This window comes from Amycolatopsis sp. NBC_01488 (genome assembly GCF_036227105.1).
Taxonomy (GTDB): Bacteria; Actinomycetota; Actinomycetes; order Mycobacteriales; family Pseudonocardiaceae; genus Amycolatopsis.
Window position 1 is genome coordinate 3,026,170 of record NZ_CP109434.1, and the last position, 25,890, is coordinate 3,052,059.

At 70.3% G+C, this 25,890-nt stretch carries 27 protein-coding genes and 1 tRNA gene; 6 read left to right on the forward strand and 22 right to left on the reverse strand.

Going from position 1 to position 25,890, the window contains the following annotated elements:
- Positions 1 to 303: 303 nt before the first annotated feature.
- Entirely contained in the window at positions 304 to 954 is a 651-nt protein-coding gene (locus OG738_RS14670) for a class II aldolase/adducin family protein (protein WP_329054395.1), read from the forward strand.
- On the opposite strand, the gene OG738_RS14675 is transcribed toward OG738_RS14670, so the two are convergent.
- The 14 genes from OG738_RS14675 to OG738_RS14740 all read right to left on the reverse strand — a co-directional run bounded on the left by OG738_RS14675 (position 951) and on the right by OG738_RS14740 (position 12,127).
- Complete coding sequence (locus tag OG738_RS14675) at positions 951 to 1,622, reverse strand: HD family phosphohydrolase (RefSeq protein ID WP_329054397.1); 672 nt, start codon at positions 1,620 to 1,622, stop codon at positions 951 to 953. The genes OG738_RS14670 and OG738_RS14675 overlap by 4 nt on opposite strands.
- Before the next feature lie 73 nt (positions 1,623 to 1,695).
- On the reverse strand, positions 1,696 to 2,334 hold the full coding sequence (locus tag OG738_RS14680) for a hypothetical protein (RefSeq protein ID WP_329054398.1): 639 nt from the start codon (positions 2,332 to 2,334) through the stop codon (positions 1,696 to 1,698).
- Positions 2,335 to 2,336: 2 nt separating this feature from the next.
- On the reverse strand, positions 2,337 to 3,350 hold the full coding sequence (locus OG738_RS14685; protein ID WP_329054400.1) for a hypothetical protein: 1,014 nt from the start codon (positions 3,348 to 3,350) through the stop codon (positions 2,337 to 2,339).
- 184 nt (positions 3,351 to 3,534) lie between these two features.
- Positions 3,535 to 4,116, reverse strand: coding sequence for a transglutaminase-like domain-containing protein (locus tag OG738_RS14690; RefSeq protein ID WP_329054402.1), 582 nt, complete (start codon positions 4,114 to 4,116; stop codon positions 3,535 to 3,537).
- Between the two features lie 73 nt (positions 4,117 to 4,189).
- On the reverse strand, positions 4,190 to 4,795 hold the full coding sequence (locus tag OG738_RS14695; protein WP_329054403.1) for a histidine phosphatase family protein: 606 nt from the start codon (positions 4,793 to 4,795) through the stop codon (positions 4,190 to 4,192).
- A 76-nt stretch (positions 4,796 to 4,871) separates the two neighbouring features.
- On the reverse strand, positions 4,872 to 6,305 hold the full coding sequence (locus tag OG738_RS14700) for an MBOAT family O-acyltransferase (protein WP_329054405.1): 1,434 nt from the start codon (positions 6,303 to 6,305) through the stop codon (positions 4,872 to 4,874).
- Between the two features lie 52 nt (positions 6,306 to 6,357).
- Positions 6,358 to 7,314, reverse strand: a complete 957-nt coding sequence (gene rlmB / locus OG738_RS14705; protein WP_329054407.1) for a 23S rRNA (guanosine(2251)-2'-O)-methyltransferase RlmB — start codon at positions 7,312 to 7,314, stop codon at positions 6,358 to 6,360.
- A gap of 29 nt (positions 7,315 to 7,343) precedes the next feature.
- On the reverse strand, positions 7,344 to 8,732 hold the full coding sequence (gene cysS, locus OG738_RS14710) for a cysteine--tRNA ligase (RefSeq protein ID WP_329054409.1): 1,389 nt from the start codon (positions 8,730 to 8,732) through the stop codon (positions 7,344 to 7,346).
- A gap of 43 nt (positions 8,733 to 8,775) precedes the next feature.
- The gene (locus OG738_RS14715; RefSeq protein ID WP_329054411.1) at positions 8,776 to 9,462 is read right to left on the reverse strand and encodes an HAD family hydrolase; all 687 of its coding nucleotides are present in this window, start codon (positions 9,460 to 9,462) and stop codon (positions 8,776 to 8,778) included.
- A 22-nt stretch (positions 9,463 to 9,484) separates the two neighbouring features.
- The gene (locus OG738_RS14720; protein ID WP_329054412.1) at positions 9,485 to 9,880 is read right to left on the reverse strand and encodes a PPOX class F420-dependent oxidoreductase; all 396 of its coding nucleotides are present in this window, start codon (positions 9,878 to 9,880) and stop codon (positions 9,485 to 9,487) included.
- Positions 9,881 to 9,890: 10 nt separating this feature from the next.
- Positions 9,891 to 10,286 (reverse strand): PPOX class F420-dependent oxidoreductase, encoded by a 396-nt coding sequence (locus OG738_RS14725; protein ID WP_329054414.1) that lies wholly within the window; start codon positions 10,284 to 10,286, stop codon positions 9,891 to 9,893.
- 186 nt (positions 10,287 to 10,472) lie between these two features.
- Entirely contained in the window at positions 10,473 to 10,940 is a 468-nt protein-coding gene (gene ispF / locus OG738_RS14730) for a 2-C-methyl-D-erythritol 2,4-cyclodiphosphate synthase (protein ID WP_329054416.1), read from the reverse strand.
- On the reverse strand, positions 10,937 to 11,581 hold the full coding sequence (locus tag OG738_RS14735; protein WP_329054418.1) for an IspD/TarI family cytidylyltransferase: 645 nt from the start codon (positions 11,579 to 11,581) through the stop codon (positions 10,937 to 10,939). Before OG738_RS14735 ends, ispF begins: the two co-directional genes overlap by 4 nt.
- A gap of 54 nt (positions 11,582 to 11,635) precedes the next feature.
- Positions 11,636 to 12,127 carry a CarD family transcriptional regulator gene (locus tag OG738_RS14740; protein ID WP_004559016.1) on the reverse strand — a complete coding sequence of 164 codons (492 nt, stop codon included), beginning with the start codon at positions 12,125 to 12,127 and terminating at the stop codon, positions 11,636 to 11,638.
- Positions 12,128 to 12,402: 275 nt separating this feature from the next.
- On the opposite strand from OG738_RS14740, the gene OG738_RS14745 reads away from it, so the two are divergent.
- Together OG738_RS14745 and radA are read left to right on the forward strand one after the other, a co-directional pair.
- Positions 12,403 to 13,089, forward strand: a complete 687-nt coding sequence (locus OG738_RS14745; protein WP_329054423.1) for a hypothetical protein — start codon at positions 12,403 to 12,405, stop codon at positions 13,087 to 13,089.
- 39 nt (positions 13,090 to 13,128) lie between these two features.
- Entirely contained in the window at positions 13,129 to 14,487 is a 1,359-nt protein-coding gene (radA, locus tag OG738_RS14750) for a DNA repair protein RadA (RefSeq protein WP_329054425.1), read from the forward strand.
- A gap of 41 nt (positions 14,488 to 14,528) precedes the next feature.
- Here radA and OG738_RS14755 read toward each other — a convergent pair whose 3' ends face one another.
- From OG738_RS14755 to OG738_RS14770, 4 genes are read right to left on the reverse strand one after another with little or no spacing between them, the layout of a single operon-like run.
- On the reverse strand, positions 14,529 to 15,599 hold the full coding sequence (locus OG738_RS14755; protein WP_329054426.1) for a CU044_5270 family protein: 1,071 nt from the start codon (positions 15,597 to 15,599) through the stop codon (positions 14,529 to 14,531).
- Positions 15,592 to 16,188 (reverse strand): RNA polymerase sigma factor, encoded by a 597-nt coding sequence (locus tag OG738_RS14760; RefSeq protein ID WP_329054428.1) that lies wholly within the window; start codon positions 16,186 to 16,188, stop codon positions 15,592 to 15,594. Before OG738_RS14760 ends, OG738_RS14755 begins: the two co-directional genes overlap by 8 nt.
- Positions 16,189 to 16,228: 40 nt before the next feature.
- Complete coding sequence (locus OG738_RS14765; RefSeq protein WP_329054430.1) at positions 16,229 to 17,512, reverse strand: alpha/beta hydrolase family protein; 1,284 nt, start codon at positions 17,510 to 17,512, stop codon at positions 16,229 to 16,231.
- An 18-nt stretch (positions 17,513 to 17,530) separates the two neighbouring features.
- Entirely contained in the window at positions 17,531 to 18,097 is a 567-nt protein-coding gene (locus OG738_RS14770) for an ArsR/SmtB family transcription factor (protein ID WP_329054431.1), read from the reverse strand.
- Between the two features lie 119 nt (positions 18,098 to 18,216).
- On the opposite strand from OG738_RS14770, the gene OG738_RS14775 reads away from it, so the two are divergent.
- Positions 18,217 to 19,035: a helix-turn-helix domain-containing protein gene (locus OG738_RS14775; protein ID WP_329054433.1), complete on the forward strand. Its 819-nt coding sequence runs from the start codon at positions 18,217 to 18,219 to the stop codon at positions 19,033 to 19,035.
- Positions 19,036 to 19,049: 14 nt separating this feature from the next.
- Complete coding sequence (locus OG738_RS14780; protein WP_329054435.1) at positions 19,050 to 19,232, forward strand: DUF397 domain-containing protein; 183 nt, start codon at positions 19,050 to 19,052, stop codon at positions 19,230 to 19,232.
- Here the strand turns inward: OG738_RS14780 and OG738_RS14785 are convergent.
- From OG738_RS14785 to OG738_RS14800, 4 genes are all read right to left on the reverse strand, one after another.
- Positions 19,210 to 19,737 (reverse strand): hypothetical protein, encoded by a 528-nt coding sequence (locus OG738_RS14785; RefSeq protein ID WP_329054437.1) that lies wholly within the window; start codon positions 19,735 to 19,737, stop codon positions 19,210 to 19,212. The two genes, OG738_RS14780 and OG738_RS14785, sit on opposite strands and share 23 nt — an antisense overlap.
- An 85-nt stretch (positions 19,738 to 19,822) precedes the next feature.
- Entirely contained in the window at positions 19,823 to 22,354 is a 2,532-nt protein-coding gene (gene otsB / locus OG738_RS14790) for a trehalose-phosphatase (RefSeq protein WP_442875899.1), read from the reverse strand.
- A 41-nt stretch (positions 22,355 to 22,395) separates the two neighbouring features.
- The gene (locus OG738_RS14795) at positions 22,396 to 23,838 is read right to left on the reverse strand and encodes an alpha,alpha-trehalose-phosphate synthase (UDP-forming) (protein ID WP_329054441.1); all 1,443 of its coding nucleotides are present in this window, start codon (positions 23,836 to 23,838) and stop codon (positions 22,396 to 22,398) included.
- Between the two features lie 82 nt (positions 23,839 to 23,920).
- Positions 23,921 to 25,420 (reverse strand): threonine/serine ThrE exporter family protein, encoded by a 1,500-nt coding sequence (locus tag OG738_RS14800; RefSeq protein ID WP_329054443.1) that lies wholly within the window; start codon positions 25,418 to 25,420, stop codon positions 23,921 to 23,923.
- Positions 25,421 to 25,598: 178 nt separating this feature from the next.
- On the opposite strand from OG738_RS14800, the gene OG738_RS14805 reads away from it, so the two are divergent.
- Positions 25,599 to 25,671, forward strand: a tRNA-Thr gene (locus OG738_RS14805).
- The last annotated feature ends 219 nt before the right edge of the window (positions 25,672 to 25,890 follow it).

Sequence of the window (25,890 nt, forward strand, 5' to 3'; positions counted from 1 at the left end):
GGCGCCTCTCGGATCTTCGAGGGGCGCCGGGCCAATTTCGCGGCGAAGTTGTCCACATCGGGTCCGGCTGTCCACAGATTTCCGGCGCGGCCGTTTTGGCAGGTCAGCAGCGATAGACTGGACAGGGGACGCCCCCAGGGAAGGGCGGGGGTGTCGGCGTGGGCGAGTTTCGCGGCGCCGCCGCCGGAGATGCGCCGGGTGGCGAACCGCACATATCCCCCGGCCGGGGAGGTGGCCGAAGCTCGTGGGCGGCTGGCAGTCTGCTTGGCAGCTGCTTGATCACCCACGAGACGGGACCCGCACATGATCCTCGAGACCGAGCGGGCCGCCGTGTGCGCCTACGCGCGCCGGATGGTCGGGGACGGCCTGGTCGTCGGGACCTCCGGGAACGTCTCCGTGCGGGCCGGTGACCTCGTCGCCGTCACTCCGACCGGCGTGCCCTACTCCAGCATGAATCCCTCCGACGTCGCCGTCGTCGATCTCGGCGGGCAGGTTGTCGACGGCTCACTGAAGCCGACGAGTGAGCTGCCCATGCACCTGTCCGTCTACTGGGACGTGCGTGATCCCGACCGCGAGCCCGTCACCGCCGTCGTCCACACGCACGCGCCGCACGCCACTGCCGTCTCGACGCTCGTGCGCGAGGTGCCGCCCATCCACTACGTCCTCGCCACGATCGGGCCCTCGGTTCGCGTGGCGCGCTATGCCACCTACGGCACGCCCGAGCTGGCCGCGGCCGTGCTCGAGGCGCTGCAGGGGCGCCGCGGCTGCCTGATGGCCAACCACGGCACCCTCACCTACGGCGACGGCCTCGAGGCCGCCTACCACCGGGCCCAGCAGCTCGAATGGGCCTGCCGCGTCTGGCTGCTCGCGCAGAGCGCCGGACGGCCCGCCCTCCTGCCGCCGCCCGAGGTGGCCAAGGTCGTCGACCGGCTACGCGGATACGGCCAGAACTAGGACGCCAGCGCGTCGACGGCGTGGACCGCGTCCAGCAGCTCCGCCACCGTCGGGTCGTCCACCGCCTCCTTGATGCACTGCCACAGCTGGAGGTTCGCCATCGCCCAGCGCGAATACGTCGCCGCCGCTTCCGGGTTGTAGAAGTAGTACCCCTCGTCGTGGACGTCGCACTGCTCGCCGACGATCTTGTGCGCCAGCTCGCGCAGGCTCAGCCCGTTCTCGCGCAGGTACCGGTGCGCGAGCACCACCGGCGTCACCGGCAGCGCCTTGAACAGCGTGTCCGCGTCGCTCAGGGCCTGCGCTTCCAGCGAAATGTCGCGGCCGCGCGTGGCCATTTCGGCCTCGTCGACGATCTCGTCGATCCGCCGCGCGACACGAGGAGGGACCCCGCACTCCGCGAGGATCTCCAGCCGCAGGCTCCGGCCCGCCGCCGCGGGCGAGTTGCGGAGCACCAGGTAGTTGACGTCGTGCACCAGCGCGGCGACTTCGACCACGGCGCGGTCGGCGCCGTTGTGCTCCGCGAAGCCGACCGCCTTCGCCCGGACGAAGCTCACGTGGTGCCAGCCGTGGAACGGCAATCGTTCGGCATATCGGCGGCAGAGCCGGTGAACCCGGTTTTCGACGGCGTCGACGATGACATGGTCGATCGTGCTTTCCTGCGTGCGCATACACCTCTCCGATCCCGGCCGTGGTGTTCAGACGGGTGGAGTAATGGTAGGCGCCGCTGACGCCGGTGTGTAGCTAGATGCGGTCGGCCAATTCCCCCAATCGGCTCTCTACCGGAACGTGCCGATGACCGACTCCCGTGGCGGGATCGAAAGAAAGGCTGAAACTGCTCACCGGCCGTGATTTCACGAGGAACGTCATCGTGCCGTCGGCCGCTTCGGGGATGCGGTGGAACTCGTCGGCCAGCATGGTGGCGCAGGCTCCGGCCTGGCACGACGTCCTTCTGCGCAGCCGCGCCGACGCGATCAGCCCGGTGCCGGCGTCGATCGTCGTCGCGTACCGTTCGTGCAGGTAGTCACCACGGAGAATGGTGGTGCAGAAGTGGTACCTGTGGTTGTGCACGGAATCCGCGTACCCCTCCCGCCAGTCCTCCTGCGCCTTGTATTCGTGCAGCCAGAAGGAAAACGGGTCGGACGGCGAATCGAGCAGGCACCAGGCGAAATGCGTGGTCGTTTCCCGGGACGAGCGCAGCACCTGCGCGGCCTGCGCGGTGGTCAGCGTGCGGAGCTGTTCGCGCAGCTCGTCGCGCAGGCCGGGCTGGGCGGCCCACGGCCGGAACCAGCCGTCGACCGCGCGCCAGCCGGCGGCGAGCGGGAACTCGGCCGCACGCAGGCGCGTGGCCAGTTCGGATAGTGGGGACAGGCGGGTGAGCAAGGTCAGCTCCCTAGCTCGGCGACTTCGGAGAACTCCGCGCGGAAGGCGTGGAACTTGCGCTCCAGCTCGCGGCACTGCTCCTCGGACAGGGGGGATCCGGTGATCTTTTCGAACAGCGCCAGGAAATCCGTCCGCGTCGTCGCGGACGTGATGCGGAAGTGGCGGCCGGTCCGGGACTGCGAGACGCGCACGAACTCGGCGCGCTCCATGTTGTAGAGGAAGGACCCTTCGGTGAACCGCAGGGTCCGCGGGTACAGCTTCGTGGCGCCGCGGACGTCGCTGTAGAGCGACACCCACACGCTGTCGTCGAACATCTCCAGCCGGTCCAGCGGCGGGTCGGCGACCACGGTGATGTCGACCTGCGCGCAGCGGCTGCGCGCCAGGAAGAGGCCGACGAGGCCGATCCGGATCTCTTCGTCGAGCCGGGTCTGGATCTGTTCGGAGTCGACGTCACCGGCTTCGCGGCGCAGCAGGTAGCGGGCGCGCCCGCTGATCGCGCTGGCGTCACGCGGGTCGGCGATGACGGCCCGCAGCTCGCGTTCCGTGCGGGAAAGCAGCAGGCGGGCGGCCGCGTGCCGGCCGGAGAAGCCGCGGAAGAAGTACTGCCGGGTCGCGTCGAGGTCGGCCATCAGCGCTCGGTTGAACGCGGGATCGGGGTCGGTGGTCGCCTCGAACACGTCGGTGGGGAAGAACTCCTTGTTCAGCGCGCGGTATTCGGAGCTCAGGTCCTCCAGCGCGCGCCGGCTTTCCTCGATCACCGGGGTCACCAGCGCCCGCTGCGACGCGCTGGCGGTGATCAGCGTGGTGCCGAACCCGACGATCGCGGAGATCAGGGTGCCGGTGCCCAGCGACGTCACCAGGTTCTTCCCGGTGCCGGGTTCCATCAGACCGGCGAGCCACAGGCTCAGCCCCGCGACCACGACGAGCACGGTGAGCAGCAGGCTCGTCCTGGTCCAGAAGATCTCCTGCAGTGGGGTACGGCGGAGGTGTCCGCCATCCGCGGCCACGTGCTTCACCTCCCTCGAAGCCACCCGAACGGACGAATGCGTAAAGTGTCTGTTCGAGCGCGGGGAGTTACTTTACGCGCCTGAGGGGGCGTGCGAAATAAGAAGTTCGGGGGACAGTGCTGACGGACAGGCGTCACTCTCGGCAATGATTCACCAGGTTGCCGAGGTTTCCGAAAATGGCGGAAAACCTGGCTCAGAGGGTGGCGGGAAGGGCCTTTTCGTACCAGCCCGCACCGGGTTCCGCCGTCATCAGGAAATCCACGACCACCGGCGCGGGCGCCGGGTGGATCTCCAGGTGATCACGTTCGCCGCGCGCGAAGTCCACCGGCCAGGCCAGTTTCTCCTCGTCGAGCGAAAACTCGCCGCCGGCCCCGGTGCGGTTGCCGCGGGCGTCGAGGCGCGACCACCGGCCGTGCAGGTACACGGCATTCAGCCCGTGCAGCGCGGAGAGCTCCTGGTAGCAGAATCCGGCCGGAATCCCTTGTGCGCGAAGCAAAGCGGCGAGCAGGTGCGCCTTCGCGTGACAGATCCCGACGCGCTCGCGCAGGACGTCCGACGCTCGCCAGGTGACGCGCGGATCGCACGCGTCGATCACGTGATCGACCTCGTCGCGGACGAAGAGGAACGCGGCTTTCGCGCGCTCGACGGGATCTTCGCTCGCGGGCGCCAGGGCTTCGGCTCGTGCTCGGATCGAGGGGTGCTCGTGGTCGACGACGGTGTCGGCGGCGAGGTAGTCACTCAGCCGATCGGACGTGGGCGACGGAACAGGGCTCATCCGCCCATCCTGACAGGCTCGGCCATTCGGGCGAGACTCCTTTACGAGGGTGGCGACGCTCCGCGTTCACCGGTTACGGAAGGTAAAACTCGGGGGAAAAGCCGGTCCAGCGCAGTTCCGCGGGCAGGTGGCCGACGTCGTTGTACGTGAGCAGCGCCGCCGGCCGCCCGGGCGAGTAGCGGATCACGGTGAGCGCGGCGTTGGCGTGGTCGAGGGCGAGCCACCGCCACGGCGGCGCGTCCTGCGACGCGCGCACGAGCCAGCCGGCGAGGAAGTTGTGCGTGACGAGCACTTCGTAGCGCGTCTCGGCGCCGGGCACGGGGCCGGTGAACCGCCGCTCGGCCTCGGCGGCTCTTTCCTCGTCAGCGGGCGGAAGTTGCCGCGCGAAGGCGTGCAGGAGATCGCCGGAGGTTTCGGGGAGTTCCTCGCGCATGGGCGTGTAGGGGACGAAGTCGCCGGCCGCGTCGTCGACGTAGATGGGGACGCCGGGCAGCTGGGTGGCGAGCAGCGCGGCGGTTTGCGAGGCGCGCGGGAGGGGGCCGTGGTGGACGGCGGTGACCGGGATCTCGCGAAGCCGCCGGCCGAGCAGGACGGCTTGCTGTCGCCCGGCGTCGGTGAGTTCGCCGGTGGGTGCCGCTTCGCCGTGGCGGGTGAGGAAGAGATACCGCGTCGCGAGCACGAGGCCAGGTTGCCATGACACGGCGCACGCGCTTCAGCCGACAGGCTTTCGACGCGTGTCATCAACCCCGACCCAGTCAGAACTGGTAGTACAAGAACGGGCTGAACGTTCCCGTCGTGATCAGGATCGCCGCGTACACCAGGCCCACCGTCATCACGCCGATGCGCAATGCCGTGGCCGGACGGCTTCTCGACGACTCCAGCAAGGGGCCCGTCACCGGGTGGGCCGGGAGCAGGAACACCGCCAGCGCCGCCAGCAGCAACACCAGTCGCTGGTTGGTGAACGCCTCTTCCACCCCTGTTCCCAGGCCGTTGAAGTCGGGGATCAGCATGTGGCCGATCATCGACAGCGCGTGGCCCAGGTCCGCCGATCGGAAGAACACCCAGCCGAACACCACCAGGAGCATCGTCAGGGCGCGGCGCAAGTAGCGCTGCCGCCGGGATGCCGGGTCGAGGTCGAGGCTGAAACGGCGCTCGATCACCAGGAGTGCTCCGTGGTAGCAGCCCCACACCAGGAACGTCCACTGCGCGCCGTGCCAGAAACCCGTCAGGACGAACACGATGCAGAGGTTGCGGTAGGTCTTGGCCGCCCCGTGCCGGTTGCCGCCCAGGGCGATGTACACGTAGTCGCGGAACCAGCGGCTCAAGCTCATGTGCCAGCGGCGCCAGAACTCCGTGATCGTCACCGACGAATACGGGCGCGCGAAGTTCTCCGGGAGGCGGAAGCCCAGCATGCGGCCCAAGCCGATCGCCATGTCCGAATATCCCGAGAAATCGAAGAACAGCTGGAGCGTGTAGCCGATCGCGCCGAGCCACGCCGTCGCGAACGTCATCTGGTCCGGTGGCACCTTGAAGCACGCCTCGACCAGGGGGCTCAGCGAGTCGGCGATGATCGTCTTCTTGCACAGCCCGAGCGCGAACCGGGGGAAGCCCGCCGCGATGTCGTCCAACCGGTGCGAACGCAGCTGCGGCAGCTGGTCGGCGATCTCGCGGTACCGGACGATCGGGCCGGCCACCAGCTGCGGGAACATCGCGATGTACGCGGCGAACGAGATCGGGTTCCGCAGCGCCTGCCGTTCGCCGCGGTAGATGTCGACCACGTACGAAATGTGGTGGAACGTGTAGAACGAGATGCCGATCGGCACCACCAGGCTCGCCACCGGCATGCTGCCGCCGAACCAGTGCGCGACGGCGGCGATCTGCTGCGTCGCGAACCCGGCGTACTTCCAGATCAGCAGCACCGTGACGTCGAGCGACACCACGGCGATCAGGATCCGGCGCCGCCGGACGCCGTGGACGTCGAACGGGTCCGGTGCCAGCAGCGGTCCGGCCAGGAAGTTGACGACCATGCAGCCGAGCAGCAGGAACACGAACGCGCCGGCGCCGATCATGTAGAACAGCAGGCTCGCGCCGGCGACGATGCCGTTGCGCCACGTCCGCGGGCACACCAGCACGGCGACGAGCACCGCCGGCATGAAGTACCACAGGAACAGTGGCGAAACGAACGACATCGGGTCCCCTCGGTTTATCCGACGGTGACCTTAACCCGAGTGGGTGGTCGCGTCAGACCCGACCGGCGAGACGACGGCGCCGCGCCACCTCGGCCAGCAGCACGCCCGCCGCGACCGACGCGTTCAGCGATTCCACGCCCGCTGCCATCGGGATCGACACGGTCGCGTCGCACGTTTCGCGCACCAGGCGCGACAGGCCGCGGCCCTCCGAGCCCAGCACGATCACCAGCGGGTCCGCCGCCAGTTCGAGGGAGTCGATGTCCACCGAGCCGTCCGCGTCCAGGCCGACCAGCATCAGGCCCTCGTTCGCCCACGCCTTGAGCTGGCGGGTCAGGTTGGTCGCCACCGCGATCGGCAGCTTCGCCGCTGTGCCGGCGCTCGTCCGCCACGCCACCGCCGTCATGCCCGCGCTGCGCCGCTCCGGCAGCAGCACGCCGTGGGCACCGAACGCGGCCGCCGAGCGGATCACCGCGCCCAGGTTGCGCGGGTCGGTGACGCCGTCGAGCGCGACGAACAGGGGCACCTCGCCCGAGTTGCGGGCCGCCGCCATCAGCTCGTCCGGGTGGGCGTACTCGAACGGCGGGACCTGCAGGCCGAGGCCCTGGTGCACGGCCCGGTTGGTCTTGCGGTCCAGCTCTTCGCGCGGGATCTCCAGGATCGAGATGCCCTTGTCGCCGGCCAGCCGGACGGCGTCGTTGACGCGGTCGTCGATCTCGATGTTCAGCGCGACGTACAGCGCGGTCGCGGGGACGCCCGCGCGCAGCGCCTCGACCACCGGGTTGCGCCCGGCGATCAGCTCCGGCTTGTCGGCCTTCTTCTGCCGGGCCTGGTCGCGCTTGGTCGCCGCGTTGGCCGAGCGGTAGGCCTTGTGCCCGGGACGGTCCTCCGCCTTCGGGGTCGGCCCCTTGCCTTCGAGGGCCTTGCGGCGCTGACCGCCCGAGCCGACGACGGCACCCTTCTTGGTGCCCGTCTTGCGGATCGCGCCCTGGCGCCGCGAGTTGCCTGCCATGGTGAAAGTTTCCTTGCTGTGTAACGGGATCAGTCGGACTTGACTGTCCACTGAGGACCGTTGGGGGTGTCCTCCACCACGATGCCCGCCTGCTGGAGGCGGTCACGGGCGGCGTCCGCGCGGGCGAAGTCCTTCTCGGCGCGGGCCTGCTGACGCTCGGCCAGCAGCCCTTCGACGATCCGGGACAGCGCCTCCTTGGTGGGCGAGTCGGAACCGCCCGCCTCCGACCAGCGCGCGGACAGCGGGTCGAGGCCGAGCACGTCGGTCATCGCGCGGACGGCCGCGGCGAATTCGAGTGCCTTCGGTGTGTCGCCCGCATCGAGCGCGGCGTTACCGTCGCGGACCGTGGTGTGGACCACGGCGAACGCCTGCGGGGTGGCCAGGTCGTCGTCGAGCGCGGCGGCGAACTCGGCCGGGATCGTGCCCAGCGCGACCTCGCCGGACTGCGCGGCGCGACGCAGGAACGTCTCGATCCGGCGGTAGCCCTGCGCGGCCTCCGACAGCGCGCCGTCGGAGTACTCGATCGTCGAGCGGTAGTGCGGCTGCACCAGGTAGTAGCGCAGTTCGGGCGCCCGGTAGCGCTCCAGCATCGACGGGATCGAGACGGTGTTGCCGAGCGACTTCGACATCTTCTCGCCGGACATGGTCACCCAGGCGTTGTGCAGCCAGAACCGCGCGAAGGCGTCACCGGCCGCGTTCGACTGGGCGCGCTCGTTCTCGTGGTGCGGGAAGACCAGGTCGATGCCGCCGCCGTGGATGTCGAACTCCGCGCCGAGGTACGCCGTCGCCATCGCCGAGCACTCCAGGTGCCAGCCCGGCCGGCCGTGTCCCCACGGCGTCGGCCACGACGGCTCGCCCGGCTTCGCGCTCTTCCACATGGTGAAGTCGCGCGGGTCGCGCTTGCCGCGCGTCGGGGTCTCGCCCTGCTGGACGTCCTCGAGGACCTGGCCGGACAGCTTGCCGTACTCGTCGAACGACTTGACCGAGAAGTAGACGTCGCCGTCCGCCACGTAGCCGTGGCCGCTCTCGATGAGGCGTTCCATCAGCTCGACCATCTGGGTGACGTGCCCGGTCGCGCGCGGGTTGATCGACGGCTGGAGGCAGCCGAGCTGCTCGTACGCCTCCTCGAAGGCGCGCTCGTGCGTCGCGCCCCACTCCCACCACGGCCGCCCGTGCTCGGCGGCCTTGGTCAGGATCTTGTCGTCGATGTCGGTGACGTTGCGGACCAGCAGCACGTCCATTCCACTGTGGACGAGCCAGCGGCGCAGGACGTCGTAGTTCAGCACCCCGCGGACGTGGCCGATGTGCGGAACGCCCTGCACGGTGGCACCACACACGTAGATCGACGCCGTTCCGCTACGGACGGGGTGGAACTCCCGCACGCTCCGGGTCGCTGTGTCGAAAAGGTGAAGGGCCACCCTCAAAGGGTACGGGGTGGGGCGTGAGCGACGTCGCAGGCCCTCAGGCCACGCCGAAGCCGCGCAACGCCGTGAGCAGGGCGTCCGGCCGGTCGGCGGTGGGCAGCGGGTCGACCAGCGCGAACTCGCAGCCGAGCGCGCGGGCGCCGCCGTCGGCCTCCTCGCTGTCGCCGACCATCAGCGTCTCGGTGGCCGGGACCCCGAGCGACTGGACGGCCGTCCGGAAGATCTCCAGCTCCGGCTTGATGGCGCCGACCTCGAAGGACAGCACGAACTCGTCGACGTAGGCGTCCCACCCGCGGGCGGTGAAGGCGGGCCGGATGTCGAAGGCGATGTTGCTGAGCACGCCCACCTTGAGCCCCCGCTCGGCGGCGGCCTTCAGCGCGGCTTCGGTGTCCGGGTACGGCGTCCACTGGCTGGGATCGATGAGCCGGTCGTACAGGGCTTCGGCCTGGTCGAAGTGCGGGACGCCGGACTTCTTGAGCACCTCGAGGTACACCTTGCGGTGCAGCACGGGGTCGCGGTCGCGGTGCTGCCAGGCGTGCACGTGCTCGGCGTCCAGCTCGACGACCTGCCCGACCGGCGCGGTCATCCGGCGCATCAGCTCGGCCTGCGCCTCGATGTCGAGCGGCGTGCCCTCGTGGTCGGTCAGCTCGGCCAGCCACGACTCGTCCTGCTCGAGCCGGAAAAGCGTGCCGGAGAAGTCGAACAACACCGCCCTGATCGTCATGGTTTCCAGCCTAACGGGATCGTCAGGCCGAATGCCCTGTGACGTGTTCGGGGACCACGCGCACGAGCACGCGCACGACCTCCGGCGGCTCGGGCGGGAACACCGTGCCGGTGTACTTGCGGGCCAGCTCGTCGTTCAGCTCGCGACCACCCTCGACGGTCACTTCGGCGCGGCCACGGATCTCGACGTAGTTCTCGGGATCGGCGAGGTCGAAGACGGACAGCGAGACGCGCGGATCGCGCTGGATGTTGCGTTCCTTGCGCCGGCCCTGGACGGTCACGAAGAGCACGGTGTCGCCGTCCCGGCGCGCCCAGACGACGGAGCTCTGCGGCGAGCCGTCGGCGTTGGTGGTGGCGACGACGGGGTAGTTGCGGCCGTCGAGCAGGGCCTTGGTGGCCTCGTTGAATGTCACGCCCATGGTCTGGACCCTATTCGACGTTGCCGGCGATCTTTTCGGCTTTGAGCCGGACGACGACGCGTTTCGCCTCGGGGCCTTCGGGCGGCGGGTCCTGGGCGAGGTACTTGTGGCTGAGGGTCTTCGGGAGAGTCTTGCCGGGGTCGGGCTCGATGGTGACCCGGCCGCGGAGCTGGGTGTGCCGGTATGGGTTGGCGGCATCGGTGATCGAGACGCTGACGCGCGGGTCACGGCGCAGGTTGCGGACCTTCCGGCGGTCCTCGGTCGCGCTGAAGACGAGGTCGCCGTCGTCAAGGCCGATCCAGACGACGGAGGTCTGGGGGCCGCCGTCCGGGTCGATCGTGGCGACGGTGGCGAAGTTCCTGCCGTCGATCAGCGCGCGGACACCGTCCGAGAGGGTGAGGGCCATATCACGCCGAACCGGCGCCGGCGCGGCACTATTCCGGGGCGGGCCGGCTCGCAGCCAGTTCCCGCCTCCTCTGGGGGTGCCCTTGTCCAGCGTATCGGGCCTGTCCGACGAAAGCGGAGGTCGCCGCGGCTACGGCCTCGCTGTCCACATCTCGGCCCGGATGTGGACAACCCAACCCGAGCGAGCCTATTCCGCCGCCAGCAGCAGGGCCGTCGCGAAGGCCGCGACGCCCTCGCCGCGGCCGGTCAGACCCAAGCCGTCCGACGTCGTGCCGGACACGCTCACCGGGCCGCCGACCGCCTCCGACAGGACCTTCTGGGCCTCTTCGCGCCGCTTCCCCACGCGGGGCGCGTTTCCCACGATCTGGACCGACGCGTTGCCCACCCGCCAGCCCGCCGCCGAGATCAGGTCGCGGACCTCCGCGAGCATGTCCGCGCCGTGTGCGCCGTCCATGCGGGGGTTGCCCGTGCCGAACACCGCGCCGAGGTCGCCGAGGCCCGCCGCCGACAGGAGCGCGTCGCACAGGGCGTGCGCGGCCACGTCGCCGTCCGAATGGCCCGCGCAACCGTCCACGCCCGGCCACAGCAGGCCCGCCATCCAGCACTCGCGGCCCGCTTCGACCGGGTGGACGTCGACCCCGTTGCCGATCCTCACAGCGTCTCCTCGTTCTTGGGTGCCGCCGCGATCGCCTCGGCCAGGGAAAGTTCGAAATCGGTCGTGACGCGCATCGCGTCCGGGTGGCCGGCCACGATCGCCGCGCCGGTGACGTCCCACGGTTCGGCCGAGCGGAAGGCCTCGAGGGTGTAGCCGATCGGGGTCTGGGCCGTGCGCAGCCGCGAGCGGTCCTCGGTGCCGACGATGAGCGAGGCATCGGTCACCTTCACCGTGTCCGCCATCGGCAGAACGGGCACGACGACCGATGCGTCACCGACCGCGTTGATGACCTCACGCACGGTCGCCGCAGGAATGAAGGCCCGCAGCGCGTCGTGAAGGAGTACAACTGAGTCGAGGGAAAGATCGGGCTCGACGGCGGCGAGGGCCTGCCGCGGCGAGCCGGGGACGACCTGGCAGCCGAGGACACGTTTTTCGAGGTCATGCTTTTCGAGGCCACCGACCGCCTCGGAAAACGACGAAGCACACCGCTGGGGGGCCGCCACGAGCACCAGATCGATTTCCGGTACGTCAAGCAGCCCCCGCACGGTGTGCGTGAGTAGCGCTTCACCATGGACCGGCGTGAGAGCTAGCTCTCCGTCGGAGGCATGATGTGCGACGGTCACGATCGCGACGACGTTCATCGGTTCGCGATCGTAGAGGCACCTGCCCGCCCGTCGAGCAGGACGCCCCTGGGCTCACACCGTCGCGGTTTCCAGAACTTCGTCGAGGAGGACTTCAGCCTTGTCCTCGTCGGTGCCCTCCGCGAGCGCGAGCTCGCTGACCAGAATTTGCCGCGCCTTGGCGAGCATGCGCTTCTCGCCTGCCGAAAGCCCGCGGTCCTTCTCTCGCCGCCAGAGGTCGCGCACCACTTCGGCCACCTTGTTCACATCGCCGGAGGCGAGCTTCTCGAGGTTGGCCTTGTACCGACGAGACCAGTTGGTTGGCTCCTCGGTGTGCGGAGCACGCAGAACGTCGAAGACCTTGTCCAGTCCTTCTTGCCCGACGACATCGCGCACGCCTACGATCTCGGCGTTGTCAGCGGGCACGCGAACCGTGAGATCCCCTTGCGCGACCTTGAGAACGAGGTACTTCTTTTCCTCGCCCTTGATCACGCGGGTCTCGATGGCTTCGATGAGTGCGGCACCGTGGTGCGGGTAGACGACGGTCTCTCCGACCTTGAAAACCATGTGTCCTCTGCCCCTTTCGCTGACTCCATCCTAGCACGGTCCGCCAGCGCCCACCTAGCGGGCCGGACTCGTCCTCGCAGGTCAGCGGCCTGAGCGGGGGTTGACAAACGTCCGACCCCCATGCTCATGCAGGTGACCGCGACGGGTTCCGCCGGACACTGGGAAATCCTTTGTGGACGGTTGATCTTGGGCGCAACGCGGACCGGTTCTGCCCGGGAGATCGCCCCCGGCTAGTCTTCGCGGGGACGAGGCCGTGAAAAGGGAAGGACTGCGACGTGAGGCTGCAGAATCGTCGCGTGCTCGGCGCGGGCGTGCTGGCGCTCGGTGCCGCGCTCGTGCTCGCCGGGTGCGGGGCCGGCCAGATCACCCAGACCGACACGCAGCAGCCCGCGGTCAACGGCACGTATGCCCAGGTCAAGACCCTCGTCCTGCGTGACGCCGCGGTGCAGTACCCGACGTCCGGCGTGGGCTATCCGGCCGGCGCGACCCCGGCGCTGACGCTGACGGTCGTGAACGTCGGCCCCCAGGACGACTCGCTCGTCTCGGTGACGGCCGACGGCACCCAGGCGACCATCGGCGGCTCGAAGGTCGTCGTCGCCGGGCACTCCCTGGTGATCGGCCCGGACGACGCCGTCGAATCCACCAATGAGGTGCTGACCACACCGCCGAGCGCGCCGGCCTCGTCGTCGTCGGCCTCGACGCCGACCAGCTCGAGCGCCACCGGTTCGGAGACCAACACGCCGGGCAGCCTGACGGCGTCGTCGACGTCCGAGGCCCCGTCGTCCGGCCCGGCCGCGACGCCGACGGCGCCCGAGAAGGTCGGCCAGGCCACCGTGACGCTGCCCGCGCTGAAGCAGCCGCTGTGGCCGGGACAGACCATCAGCGTGACGTTCGTGTTCCAGAACGCGGGCCAGCTGACCGTGCAGCTGCCTGTCGCGGCTCCGGCGCACGTCAAGGAGTAGGTCCCCGGTTTTGTCGGTGGTCGCCGATAGCCTCGCGGGGTGAAGAAAGGGACCACCTACCGCTGCGGGAGCTGCGGGTACGAAGCGGCCAAGTGGCTGGGCCGGTGTCCGGAGTGCCAGGAGTGGGGCACCCTCGAGGAACGCGGGGCCCCGTCCAGGCCGGCCATCCAGCGCGTCGCCGCCGGGGCACCCAGTGCGCCCGCGCGGCCGATCGGCGAGGTCGACGTCGAAGCCGCGCGAGCCCGGCGGACCGCCGTCTCCGAACTCGACCGGGTGCTGGGCGGTGGCCTCGTGCCCGGCGCCGTGGTGCTGCTCGCGGGTGAGCCCGGCGTCGGCAAGTCGACCCTGCTGCTCGAAGTCGCCTACCAGTGGGCGAAGACGGTCGACCGGTCCCTGTACGTCACGGGCGAGGAGTCCGCGGGCCAGGTCCGGTTGCGCGCTGAGCGAACCGGGAACGTCCACGACCGCATGTACCTGGCCGCCGAGAGTGACCTCGCGGCCATCCTCGGGCACGTCGACGACGTCAAGCCGGGCATGCTGATCGTCGACTCGGTGCAGACGATGGCGTCGCCGCAGGTCGAGGGCTCACCGGGCGGGGTGACGCAGGTCCGGGCGGTGACGTCCGGGCTGGTCGCGCTGGCCAAGGAGCGCGGGCTGCCGGTGGTGCTGGTGGGCCACGTCACGAAGGACGGCTCGGTGGCCGGCCCGCGCGTGCTGGAGCACCTGGTGGACGTGGTGCTGCAGTTCGAGGGCGACAAGCATTCGACGCTGCGGATGCTCCGCGGCATCAAGAACCGGTTCGGCGCGTCCGACGAGATCGGCTGCTTCGAGCTGCAGGAAGAAGGCATCGTCGGGGTGCCGGACCCGTCGGGCCTGTTCATCAGCCGCACGGCGGAGCCGGTGCCGGGCACGGCGATCACGGTGTCGATGGAGGGCAAGCGGCCGCTGCTCGGCGAGGTCCAGGCGCTCGTGTCGTCGACGTCGGCGCCCCAGCCGCGCCGTGCGGTGAGCGGGCTGGACTCGGCGCGGGTGGCGATGGTCCTGGCGGTGCTGGAGAAGCGCGGCGGGCTGAAGCTCGGCGACAAGGACGTCTACACGGCCACCGTCGGCGGCATGAAGATCACCGAGCCGGGGATCGACCTCGCGGTGGTGCTGGCGTTGACGTCGTCGTTCGGCGACGTGGCATTGTCGCCGCGGCTGGTCTCGGTGGGCGAAGTGGGGCTGGCGGGCGAGATCCGCCGGGTGCCGAGCGTGGGGCGACGGCTGGCCGAGGCGGCCCGGCTGGGGTTCACGCACGCGCTGGTGCCCCCGGACTCGGGAAAGCCGCCGGCCGGGATCCGGGTCCTGGAGGTGGCGAACGTCGCGGATGCGTTGAACGCGGCCAACCACGCACGCTGAGCGGAGGGCGTCCCCGCCGCGGGAACGCCCTCCGGGGCGGCTCAGTGGTCGGTCTCGGTGACCGTGTACCAGTAGCTCACCGCGAGCCAGACCTGCTGCGGGGACGCGGGCAGCCCGGACTTCGGCCTGGAGGTGCCGGGAGTGGGGTCCGGGGGTTCGGTCCGGCCGATGAGCTGCGCCGTCGCCGGGTCGGCGATCAGCGTCTCACCCGTGGCGCGGGCGGTGAACCCGATGCCCGTGCGGCCGTCCGGCGCGCGCGTGCCCGGGGCCGTCACGATGCCGTCGATCCGGGAGAGCGCCCGCCAGAGCGCGACCCGGACGTCGCCGCGGGGCAGGCCCGTCTCCAGCACCTGGTAGGCCATCCGGATGACCAGCGCGGGGCTGTTGGGCGTTTCCGGGCTCGGCGAATGCGACGTCGTGCTCCGGTCGGCCAGCAGCCGGGTGCGCAACCGGTCGGCGTCGGCGGGCAAGGTCGCGATGAACTTCGCCGTCGGGATGTTCCACGAACCCGCGAAGCCGGCCGGGAGGTTGTACCCGGCGGTCGGGAACAGCCCGCCGGGACCCGACAACTGGTCCTCCGAGTGCAGGGGGACCGGATTCAGGTGCGGTGCCGGGACCGCCAGGCCGGGGAGGTCGTTCGAGGCCTTCGACCGCAGATGCCACGGCGTGGCCGGGTCCGCGGGGATCCACAGCTCCGTCAGCGTGCCGAGGTAGCCGGCCGGTTCGCCGCCGGGACCCTTGGTCCGGAACCACATCGAGCTGGTCGTGTGCCGGAACTCGCCGGGGCTGACCGGGAGGTCCGTGCCGCGCAGCTGGTCGAGGCCGGGCACGGCCGGCGTGACGACGGCCGGTTCCCGGTCGGTCACCTGGGTGGCGACGACCAAGCCGCCGGTCAGCGCGGCGACCGCGGCCGCCACCGCGATCCAGCGCCACGAGCCGCGGGACTTCGGTCGTGCGGCCGGCTCCTTTTCGGGCGGAGCGCCCGCGGCGGCCAGCAGCGACGTCCGGACGAAGGCGAGGTCGTCGTCGGATCCGGGGTCGGCGTGCAGGTCGGCGAGGGCCGTGTCGAGCTCGGCGTCGGACCAGATGGGCCGGACGTTGTCGTCAGCCACGGTTCTGGGCCTCCTTCGTGTTCTGCGGGGCGTTGGTCCGCAGCCAGCGCCGGATGCGGTGCAGCCGCGACCGGACGGTGCTCGGCGGGATGCCGAGGACCTCGGCGACCTCGGCGGGGTCGAGCCCGGCCCACGACACGAGCAGCAGCGTGTCCCGGTCGGCCGGGCTGAGCTGGGCCAGGGCCCCGGCCAGCTGCGCGGCCCGGGTCTGCGCGTCGACCTGCTCGGCGACGCGCCCGTCGTGCGGCGCGTGGCTGAGCTCGCCGGCGCGCGCGAGCCGGGCGGTGGCGTGCAGGCCGCGCAGCTCGGACCGCACCTGGTGGCGCAGCAGGTTCGTCGCGATGCCGTAGAGCCACGACCGGGCGGTGCCGAGGTCCGGCCGGTAGGTCGTCCGCCGGCGCAGCGCGACGAGGAACGTCTCGGCGACGAGGTCGTTCGCGGTCTCGGCGCCGACGCGTCGCGCGAGGTACCGGCGCAGCAGCGGGGCGTGGACGTCGAAGAGCCGGGTGAACGCCGGCCCGGGATCGGCACCGCCGAGGTCGGGCCGGTCGTGGCCCCACACCTCCGCGCCGTCTTGGATCACCTGCATGCCCCCTGTTGCCCGCAGCGCCCGCGAGCGTTCACGGCGGCTACACGCCCAGTAGCCCCCAGTAAATCGCCCAGGGGACGAACACCACGCCGCCGGCCAGCACGACGCCCAGCCGTGGGGTGCGGTGGCGCCACCACGCCACTGCCGTGCCGATGGCGGCGGCCACCGCGCCCAGGGACAGCAGCTGCAACGCCAGCCACGGCAACGGACGGCCCCCGAGCACCGGGCCCAGTCCCTTGCCCATGGTGACCTGGATCAGCACGTCGACGACCACGAAGCCGACCACCGTGAGCAGCCCGGTAGCCGCCAGCCAGCGGGCGGGCCGTGCCGCGCCGCGGCCCAGTCCGAAGCCGAACGCCGCCAGCAAGAACACCAGTACCGCGAGTTGCAGCCAGGTCGACTCGTACCAAGCCAACGGCGTGAGCGCGAAGCTCGGCCGGTCCTGCGCGGGCGGCGCGTCGGCGGACGAAGCGGCGGGCACGTCGTGCACCCACGTGCCCACCAGTTCGAGGTAGCCCGGCGCGTAGCCGGGCAGCTTGTCGTAGCCGTCGGAGGTCCGGCGCAGCTGGTGCTGCGCGTCCGGGAAGACCCGCAACGTGTAGTGCGCCAACGACTCCCGGAAGAGCCGGACGGCTTCTCCCGGCGGCGTCAGGACGTCCTTCGCGCCCCACAGGCCGAGCACCGGCTGACGCAGGCTCTTCAGCACCGGCACCGGGTCGTAGTGCGCCTCCGGGAACACGCCGCCGCCGACGAGCTGGCGCATCATCGTCGACGACGCCATCCGCACCATCGACCCGGCCATGTCCAGTTGCCGCAGCTGGTTTTCGGTCGCCCACGCCTGCTGCCGCGACGGCTCGACGCCGTTCGCCCCCAGCGTCACGACGAACGCGACGTGAGAAGAACGGGAAGCCGCCAGCGGTGCCACCCAGCCGCCTTCGCTCAACCCCCAGACGCCGACCCGTGCAGGATCGACTTCCGGCCGTTTCCGCAACGCCTCGACGGCGGCCAGCGCGTCGTCCGCAAGCGTCGAATACGACCGCGAGAACTGCGAGTACCCCTCGGTGCGCTTGTCGTAGATGAGTGTCGCTATCCCTTGCCGCGCAAAGGCTTCCGCCTGATCGCGGTAGTCCTCGCGGCTGTGCGCCCCCGAGCCGTGGACCATCACCAGCCCCGGCAGTTTCGTGCCGCCGGGCGGTGCGACGACGCTGCCGTGCAACGTCACGCCGCCGTTCGTGAACGTCACGTCCGAGCTGTCGGCGGCTGACGCCGGCGGTGCCGGGAAAGCCAGGATCACCCCGGCCAGTAGCAGTGCCCCTGTTCGCATGTGCGTCCCCCTGTCATGTCATTCCCCTGGTTCCGGGAACGCGAGCAGGCGCACGAGCACGCGCCGCGCTTCCGGTGACCGGTCGTCCTCGGCTCGCCAGTACCGCCGGAACAGCTCCATGTAGTCGTTCCAGAACTGCGTCAGTTCCTCCGCGGTGAGCCAGGTGCCGCCGCGTGCGTAGAGCAGCGCGTCCGGCCAGTCGCCGGGCAGCTCGTCCCGCTTTTCCGCGAACCGGTTGAGCTTCTCGAGGTCTTCCTCGAACCCCTGGCGCTGCATGTCGTCGAACAGCACCCGGGACTCGGCGCTCTGCTCGCTGCGGCGCGGCCAGCGGATGTCCCGTGGCCGCGTCCGCCACCACCGTTCCTTGCCCCGCGCCAGCTCCGGGACGTCTTCGACGAACCCGAACCGCGCCAGCTCCCGCAGGTGGTAGCTGGTCGCGCCGCTGTTCTCGCCCAGGGCCTGTGCGAGCTTCGTGGCCGTCGCCGGGCCGGCCGACAACACGCCGAGTATCCGGCGACGCAGCGGGTGCGTGACGGCCTTGAGGGCGTCCGGGTCGAGTTCTTCCGGTGGTGGAGCGCTGGTCATGACGCCACAGTAGCCGTGCAAAGGAAACTATGCAAAGAAACTTGTGCATGCGGGAATCCCAGATTGTCGGACCCGGGCCTTACTATCCGTGCCCATGTGGTTCCGAGGGGTCAGACGACGTGGGTGAGCCGAACCTGCCCGCCCGGCAGATGGGGCGCCAGCTGAAGCGGATGCGCGAACGGCTCGGCATGACGCAGGACGAAGCCGGTGCGCCGCTGCGCATGTCGACGAGCAAGATGTCCCGCATCGAGATGGGCTACCTGCCGCCCTACCACGACTTCCGGGCGCTGCTGGACCGGTACAACGTGGTCGTTTCGGACTGGGACGAGTACATCTCCGCCTACGACCGCGCCAAGGAGAAGGGCTGGTGGCACCACTACGGCGTGGGCAACCGCGGGTTCCTGCCGATCGAGGCCGAGGCGAGCAAGGTGCGGGTCTTCCAGTTCGGCTACATCCCCGGGCTGCTGCAGACCGAGGCGTACATGCGCGAGGTCTTCGCCGCCGGGCGGCGGCCGATGAAGCCGAAGGTGCTGGAAAACGAGGTCACCGTGCGACTGCTGCGGCAGCTGCGGCTCACCGACGCGCCCACCCTGAAGTACCACGCGATCGTCGACGAGCACGCGATCCGGAAGCCGATCCTCGGGCGGGCGGAGCAGGAGGAGCAGTTGCGGCACCTGGTCGACCGGGCGCGGCTGCCGAACGTGACGCTGCAGGTCGTGCCGGAAGATGCCGGTGCCTACGACGGGCAGAACGGCAACCTCATCATCGCAAGCTTCGAGGATGCCGAAGAACCTGATGTCGCCTACGTCGAGCACATCTTCGGCTCGGTCCATGTTGAAAAGGAGGGCGAGGTTTCCGCTGCTAAGCTGGCGTTCAAGGATTTCGCCGATCGGGCCCTGGATGCGGAGGATTCGATCGCGCTGATCGAACGGCTCTGATCGGGGAGGCTGCGGTGTCCACTGTAGACGCACGGTGGTTCAAGAGCAGCTACAGCACCAGCGGTCAGGGTAGCGACTGTGTTGAGGTCTCCCTGGGTGCGCCGATCGGTGTGCGGGATTCCAAGGCGCCCGAAGGCGAACTGCACCTGAGCGCCGCCGCGTGGTCGGCGTTCCTCACCAAATCGGGTGGTCGCTGAACTTCCGGAGCGTCTGCACCGACGGCCGCACGTAGAACATCCCCGCCAGGAAGCCCATGGTGGCGAAGGCGAGCGTCGAGAACGTCGTGAGCAGGTCCGGCGCCCGGAACTGCGGGGTGTCGCGCCACACCCGGAACACGATCGGCACCGCGAAGGACCCGAGGATCAGCACGAGCGTCAGCACGTACGTGAACACCAGCGCGTTGCGGGCCGACGCCGCACTCGCCACCACCAGGTAGTCGCCGCGCAGGCACCGGCGCGACGAGAGCACCAGCACCGCGATCGCCAGCACGCCCAGCGGCGGCAGCACCGTCGCGGCCTTCCCGACCAGCGCGTCGGGGAACGCGTGGCCGTGGACGATGCCCTCCAGGAACGTCGTGAGCCCGAACAGCAGCACCATCCCGGCGATCATCGAGCACCCGACGACCACCGAGCCCCAGCGCACCCGGTCGGCGAACCGGGGTGGCAGCGGCACGAACTCGACCTGACCGAAAGTTCCCTGCATCCACCACCTCCGAATGCCGTCAAGGCCACTTTACGGGCGTCGGACGCCCGCAAGGTGGCCTTGACGGCAGTTCGGACCGAAAGGGCTAACTGGCCGCCAGCAAGTTGGCGCACCGGATCAGCCCGATGTGCGAATACGCCTGCGGATGATTGCCGAGGGACCGTTCGGCGATCGGGTCGTACTGCTCCGGCAGCAGGCCCGTCGGGCCGGCGGCCGCGACGATCTGGTCGAACAGCTCCTGGGCCTCGGTGCGCCGCCCGGTGAGCAGGTACGCCTCGATCAGCCACGCCGCGCAGATGTGGAAGCCGCCCTCACCGCCCGGAAGGCCGTCGTCGCGGCGGTAACGGTACACAGTGGACCCACTGCGCAGCTCCGCCTCGATCGCGGTCACCGTCTGCTGGAACCGCTCGTCGGCCGGGTCGATCAGGCCGGTGAGCCCGACGAACAGCGAAGCCGCGTCGAGGTCCGTGCCGTCGTAGGCCGTGGTGAAGGCCTGGACCTCGTCGTTCCAGCCGTGGGTGAGGACGTCGCGCTTGATCTCCTCGCGCAACCCGTGCCAGTTGCCGGGGATCTCGCGGCCGTACTGCTCGCCGAGCTTGATCGCGCGGTCGATGGTCACCCAGCACATGACGCGGGAGTAGACCCGGTGGCGCGGCACGTGCCGCTCCTCCCAGATCCCGTGGTCGGGCTCGTTCCAACGCCGCGTCACGGCTTCCGCCATCGCGCGGACCAGCTGCCAGTCCTCGTCGCGCAGTTCGGTGCGCGCCGCGGCCAGCGTGCCGACCAGCTCGACGACCGGGCCGAAGACGTCCAGCTGCACCTGGTGGTTCGCCAGGTTGCCGACCCGAACCGGGCGAGAACCGGCATAACCGGGCAGCGATTCGATGACCGCTTCGGCGCCGATCACGCTGCCCGCCAACGTGTACAGCGGGTGCAGCCGCTCCGGGCCGGCCAGCGTGGCGAGCACGCCGTGCAGCCACTTGAGGTAGCCCTCGGCCTCCTCGAGCGAGCCCAGGTGCACCAGCTCCCGCACGGTCATCGCGGCGTCGCGGATCCAGCAGTAGCGGTAGTCCCAGTTGCGAACGCCGCCGATCTCCTCCGGCAGCGACGACGTCGCCGCGGCCAGCACGCCGCCGGTGTCGGTGTTGACCAGGCCGCGCAGCGTCAGCGCGGAGCGCAGCACCAGGTCGGTCTGCACCGTCGGGAGCCGCAGCTTCGACGTCCACTCGCTCCAGTAGCGGCCGGCGCGGTCGCGCCGCTCCACTTCGGACAGTTCGTGCGGGCCGAGGTCCGTGGTGCCGCAGCGCAGCTCCAGCACGACCGGCTGGGTCGGCGTCGGCTGGACCAGCGCCGTCGCGGTGTCGTGCAGGCCGTCGGAGGTGATGGTCCACTCGACGCCCGGCGAGTACAGCACGAACGGCTCCGACGTGCCGAGCACCCGCACGCCGCCCTCGGTGATCTCCAGCTTCACCGGCACGCCGCCGAACTCGGGGCGCGGCGCGAACTTCACGCTGGCCACCGCCTCGCCGGAGACGACGCGGATCAGGTCCGTCCGGTGCTGCGGGCTCTCCGGCTCGAGGTAGTCGGTGACGAGCAGGCGCGACCAGCGCGTCTCGACCGTCATCGTGTTCGGCAGGTAGCGCTGGCCGAGCGGGAGGCCGTTGCGGTGCGGCTTGATGGAGAAGTGGCCGGCCCCCTCGCCGCCGAGCAGGTCGGCGAACACCGCGGGCGCGTCCGGGCCGGGGTGGCAGAGCCAGGTCAGCTTCGCGTCCGGCGTCAGCAGCGCGACCGAGCGCTCGTTGGCCAGCATCGACAGCCGCTCGATCGGCGGCGCCGACTCGCCGTAGAGCCAGTTGCGCCGCTCTTCGAGCATGAACGCCAGCACCAGCGCGACGTCCACGGTGTCCGGGACGCGGTACCCGGCCAGTGTCTCGCCGTCGCCGACCTTGATGCCCAGGTCCGGGCCGGACAGGCGGGCGAAGGCCTTCTCGTCGGTGACGTCGTCGCCGAGGAAGATCGCCGCGGTGGCGCCGACCTGGTGGCGCAGGATGTCGAGCGCGCGGCCCTTGTCCGTCTGGACGACCGCGAGCTCGACCACCTCCTTGCCGTCGGTGGTCGACACGCCCTCCCATGTGGACGGTCCGTTGTGGACGTCCGCGAGCACGCGGCGCCCGGCCTCGTGCTCGGCGCGGCGCACGTGCACCGCGATGCTCGCCGGCTTGACCTCCAGGGACACGCCCGGGACGTCCAGCACGAGCTGCTCCAGCTCGGCCTCCAGCCGCCGGTGCAGCTCCCGCGCCTTCTCGTCGAGGGCGTGGATGAAGCCGATGTCGAACTCCGAGCCGTGGCTGCCGACGAGGTTCACCTCGGAGGGCAGCCGTGAGAGCGTCGCCAGGTCACGCAGGGCGCGGCCGGAGATGACCGCGGTCGTCGTCTCGTGCAGACCGGCGAGCGATCTGAGGGCGCCCACGGACTCGGGCAGCGGGCGTGCCTCGTCCGGGTTGAGGGTGATGGGTGCCAGCGTGCCGTCGTAGTCGCAAGCGACCAGCAGGCGCGGCGTGCGGGCGATCTGGACGATCGCACGCCGCAGCTCGGCGGGCAGGGCCTCGGCAGTCAACACTCCTCCTCGGGAGCTCGTGCATGGGACTGGGGACTATTTCAGTCGACCGCCTCCGCGCCCAAAGCCTGCAGGAACGAGCGCGCCCATCGGTCGACGTCATGAGTGAGGACCTGGCGACGCATGGCGCGCATCCGGCGACGGCCCTCAGCCGGGTCGAGCGTAATGGCAGCTACCAACGCGTCCTTCACCCCGTCCAGGTCGTGGGGGTTCACGAGGAATGCGCTAGAGAGCTCGGCGGCCGCGCCGGCGAACTCGGACAGCACGAGCGCGCCTCCGAGGTCGTGCCGGGCGGCGACGTACTCCTTGCAGACGAGGTTCATCCCGTCACGCAGCGGCGTCACGACCATGACGTCCGCGGCGGTGAAGAAGGCGGCCAGCTCGGTGCGGTCGACCGATTGGTGCAGGTAGTGGACGACCGGGTGGCCGACGCGGGAGAACTCGCCGTTGATCCGGCCGACCATCTGCTCGATCTCGCCGCGCATCCGCTGGTAGTGCTCGACGCGCTCGCGGCTGGGGGTGGCGAGCTGGACGAACGTGACGTCGTCCGGCTGCAGCCTGCCCTCGTGCAGCAGCTCGTGCAGCGCCTGCAGGCGCAGGTCGATGCCCTTGGTGTAGTCGAGGCGGTCGACGCCGAGGATGACCGTCTTGGGGTTGCCGAGGTCGCGCCGCAGCTGGGCGGCGCGCTCCTGGACGCCCTTGGTGCGGGCGAGCGTGTCGAGCCCGGCGGCGTCGATGGAGATGGGGAAGGCGCCGACCCGGACGGTCCGGTCGCCGACCTGCATGGTGCCCGGCCGCGACCGGACGCCGACCGCGCCGCGCGTCGACTCGAGGCCGATCAGCTGGCGGCACAGCCACAGGAAGTTCTGCGCTCCGCCGGGGCGGTGGAAGCCGACGAGGTCGGCGCCGGTGAGGCCGCGGATGATCGCGGCGCGCCACGGCATCTGCATGAACAGCTCGACCGGCGGGAACGGGATGTGCAGGAAGAAGCCGATGCGCAGGTCCGGTCTCAACTCGCGGAGCATCGCCGGCACGAGCTGCAGCTGGTAGTCCTGGATCCAGACGGTCGCGCCCTGGGCGGCGACGTCGGCGCTGGCCTGCGCGAAGCGGCGGTTCACCTTGACGTAGCTGTTCCACCACGCCCGGTCGAACACCGGGCGCTCGACGACGTCGTGGTAGAGCGGCCAGAGCGTGGCGTTGGAGAAGCCCTCGTAGTAGTCGCGGACCTCGTCGGCGCTCAGGGAGACGGGGTGCAGCACCAAGCCGTCGTCGTCGAACTCCTCGACGTCGACGTCGGGGACGCCCGGCCAGCCGACCCAGGCGCCCTTGCGCGACCGCAGGAACGGCTCCAGCGCCGAGACCAGCCCGCCCGGGCTGGCCGTCCAGCGGCGTTCGCCGTCGGTCGTGCGTTCGAGGTCCACCGGTAGCCGGTTCGCCACCACGACGAAATCGGCCTGGTTCCCGTTCTCCTTCTTCTCACTCACGTCAGCTGCTCCTCGCGTCCTGGGTCGCGGCCCCAGAGTGAAACCCTATCGCGTGAGCGATGAACAGCGCGTGACCGTCGGGTTACTCCAAGCTTCTCTCGGTCGGTTCGAGCGGACCAGCCATCCTCGGCCCGGCGAACCGGCGTTCGAGCCTGCCCAGGCCGGTCCGTACCGGCTGGGCGAGCCATTCGCCGAGTACCACGCCCGCTGCCAGCGCAAGCCCGATTGCGACGGCCGTCATGAGCGTCGAGATGTCGCCACTGGGCTCGACCCCGATCCGATACAGACCACGGTAGGTCGACAGCCCCGGAAGCAGCGGAGTGATCCCGGACACGGCGACCACCAGTGGAGTAACCCCGAGCCGCCGGGCGAGCACGCCACCGCAGAACCCGACGAGCGTCGCGGCGATCGCGGACGAGCTGACGCCGTCGAGCTGGGCGAGCATGAGCGAGCCGTAGACGGCGGCGCCGATGCCCCCGGCGGCCGCGGCGACCAGCATCGCGCGCATCTTGGCGTAGCTGGCGAGCGCGAAGCAGCCGGCGGCGCCGGCCCCGCCGAGCACGACCATCGGCAACTGCAGCGCGGTCGACGTCGGCACGTCCGGCAGCGGCGTGCGCGGCAGGCCGAGCATGACCGCGATCCGCAGGGCCAACACCACGCCGGAGATCAGGCCGGCCGACATCAGGACGGTCTCCATGGTGCGGCCGGCGGCGGTGACGTTGTAGCCGGTGATGGCGTCCTGGACCGCGGAGACGGTGGAGAGCCCGGACAGCAGCACGGTGACCGCGGCGGCGACGACCAGCGTCGGCTTGTCCGTGGTCAGCACGTTGCTGCTGACGATGACCATGGCCGAAAGCGTCGCGACCAGGCCGCCGATCACCTGCTGGAAGAAGAACGGCAGCCCGTAGCGGTTCACGAACCGCCCGATCCGGTCGATGACCCCGCTGATGACGAAGGCGACGAGCGCGATGTCGAGCCCGCCCCCGAGCAGCAGCGTGATGAAGGCGGCGACCCCGCCCCAGGCGAGCGTCGCGGTCCAGCGCGGGTAGGGGTGCGTCGCCGAGGTGATCCGCTCCAGCTCGGTCTGCGCCTGCTCGGCCCCGATGTTCCCGCGCACGATCTGCCGGATGAGCTTCTCGGTCTCGGTCAGCCGCGTGTAGTCGAGGCTCCGGCTCCGGACGACGCGCAGCGCGGTGACCGGCGTGAGGTCGGTGCCCCGGTGACAGGTGACGGTGATCGAGGTGAAGATGACGTCGACTTCGCAGTGCGGCAACCCGAGGGCGCTCGCGATGGCGAGGATGGTGGCGGTGACGTCGGACGCGCCGGCGCCGCTGGCCATCTGCACCTCGCCGATGCGCAGGGAGAGGTCGAGCACGAAGTTGACGGTGGCCTCGTCGGGCAGCTGAGGCCCCATGGCCTCGTCGGCGTCGACGGCGGGCAGCTCACCGGTGGGAGCTTCGAGAACGTGCCACGGACGGCCGCGCAGAAGGTTGGGCCGGTGCGTCCGGGGCCGTGAGGCGGGTGGTTCCAGCACCGGCCATCTGGTCGCCTTGCCCTCGTTGGTGCGCTCGTTGATCTTCATGATCCATCCACCTCCTCGCTCTCTCCCTCGGACCATCGACGCCCACCCGCCGACCGTTGCACGGATCATGGAGTGGCGTCCACCACGTTGCCCCATGGTGGCCTGGAGCTGCGGATCCTGCCTCTCGGGAGGATCTTGGGACGAGCCCGATACACTGGGTGCGGCGCTCCGGCGCCAGGCCGCTATAGCTCAGCTGGTAGAGCATCTGTCTTGTAAACAGAAGGTCAGGGGTTCGAGCCCCCTTGGCGGCTCCGGTAAACCCGCGTTCGCCCTGTGCTTTTCATGAAGTTCGGGCATATTTTGCTGTCGTAGCTGACCGCTGGGGCTGAAAAGTCATCGCGGCCGTGCTGCTCGGCACCGCGCTCGTGTTCCCGCGACGGCCGACGCGGTCCCGACCCACCCGGCCCCCGCGACCGGCCTGCTGTGGTTCGACAGCGATCTGTCCGGCGACAATTCCGGGCAGCTGTCGC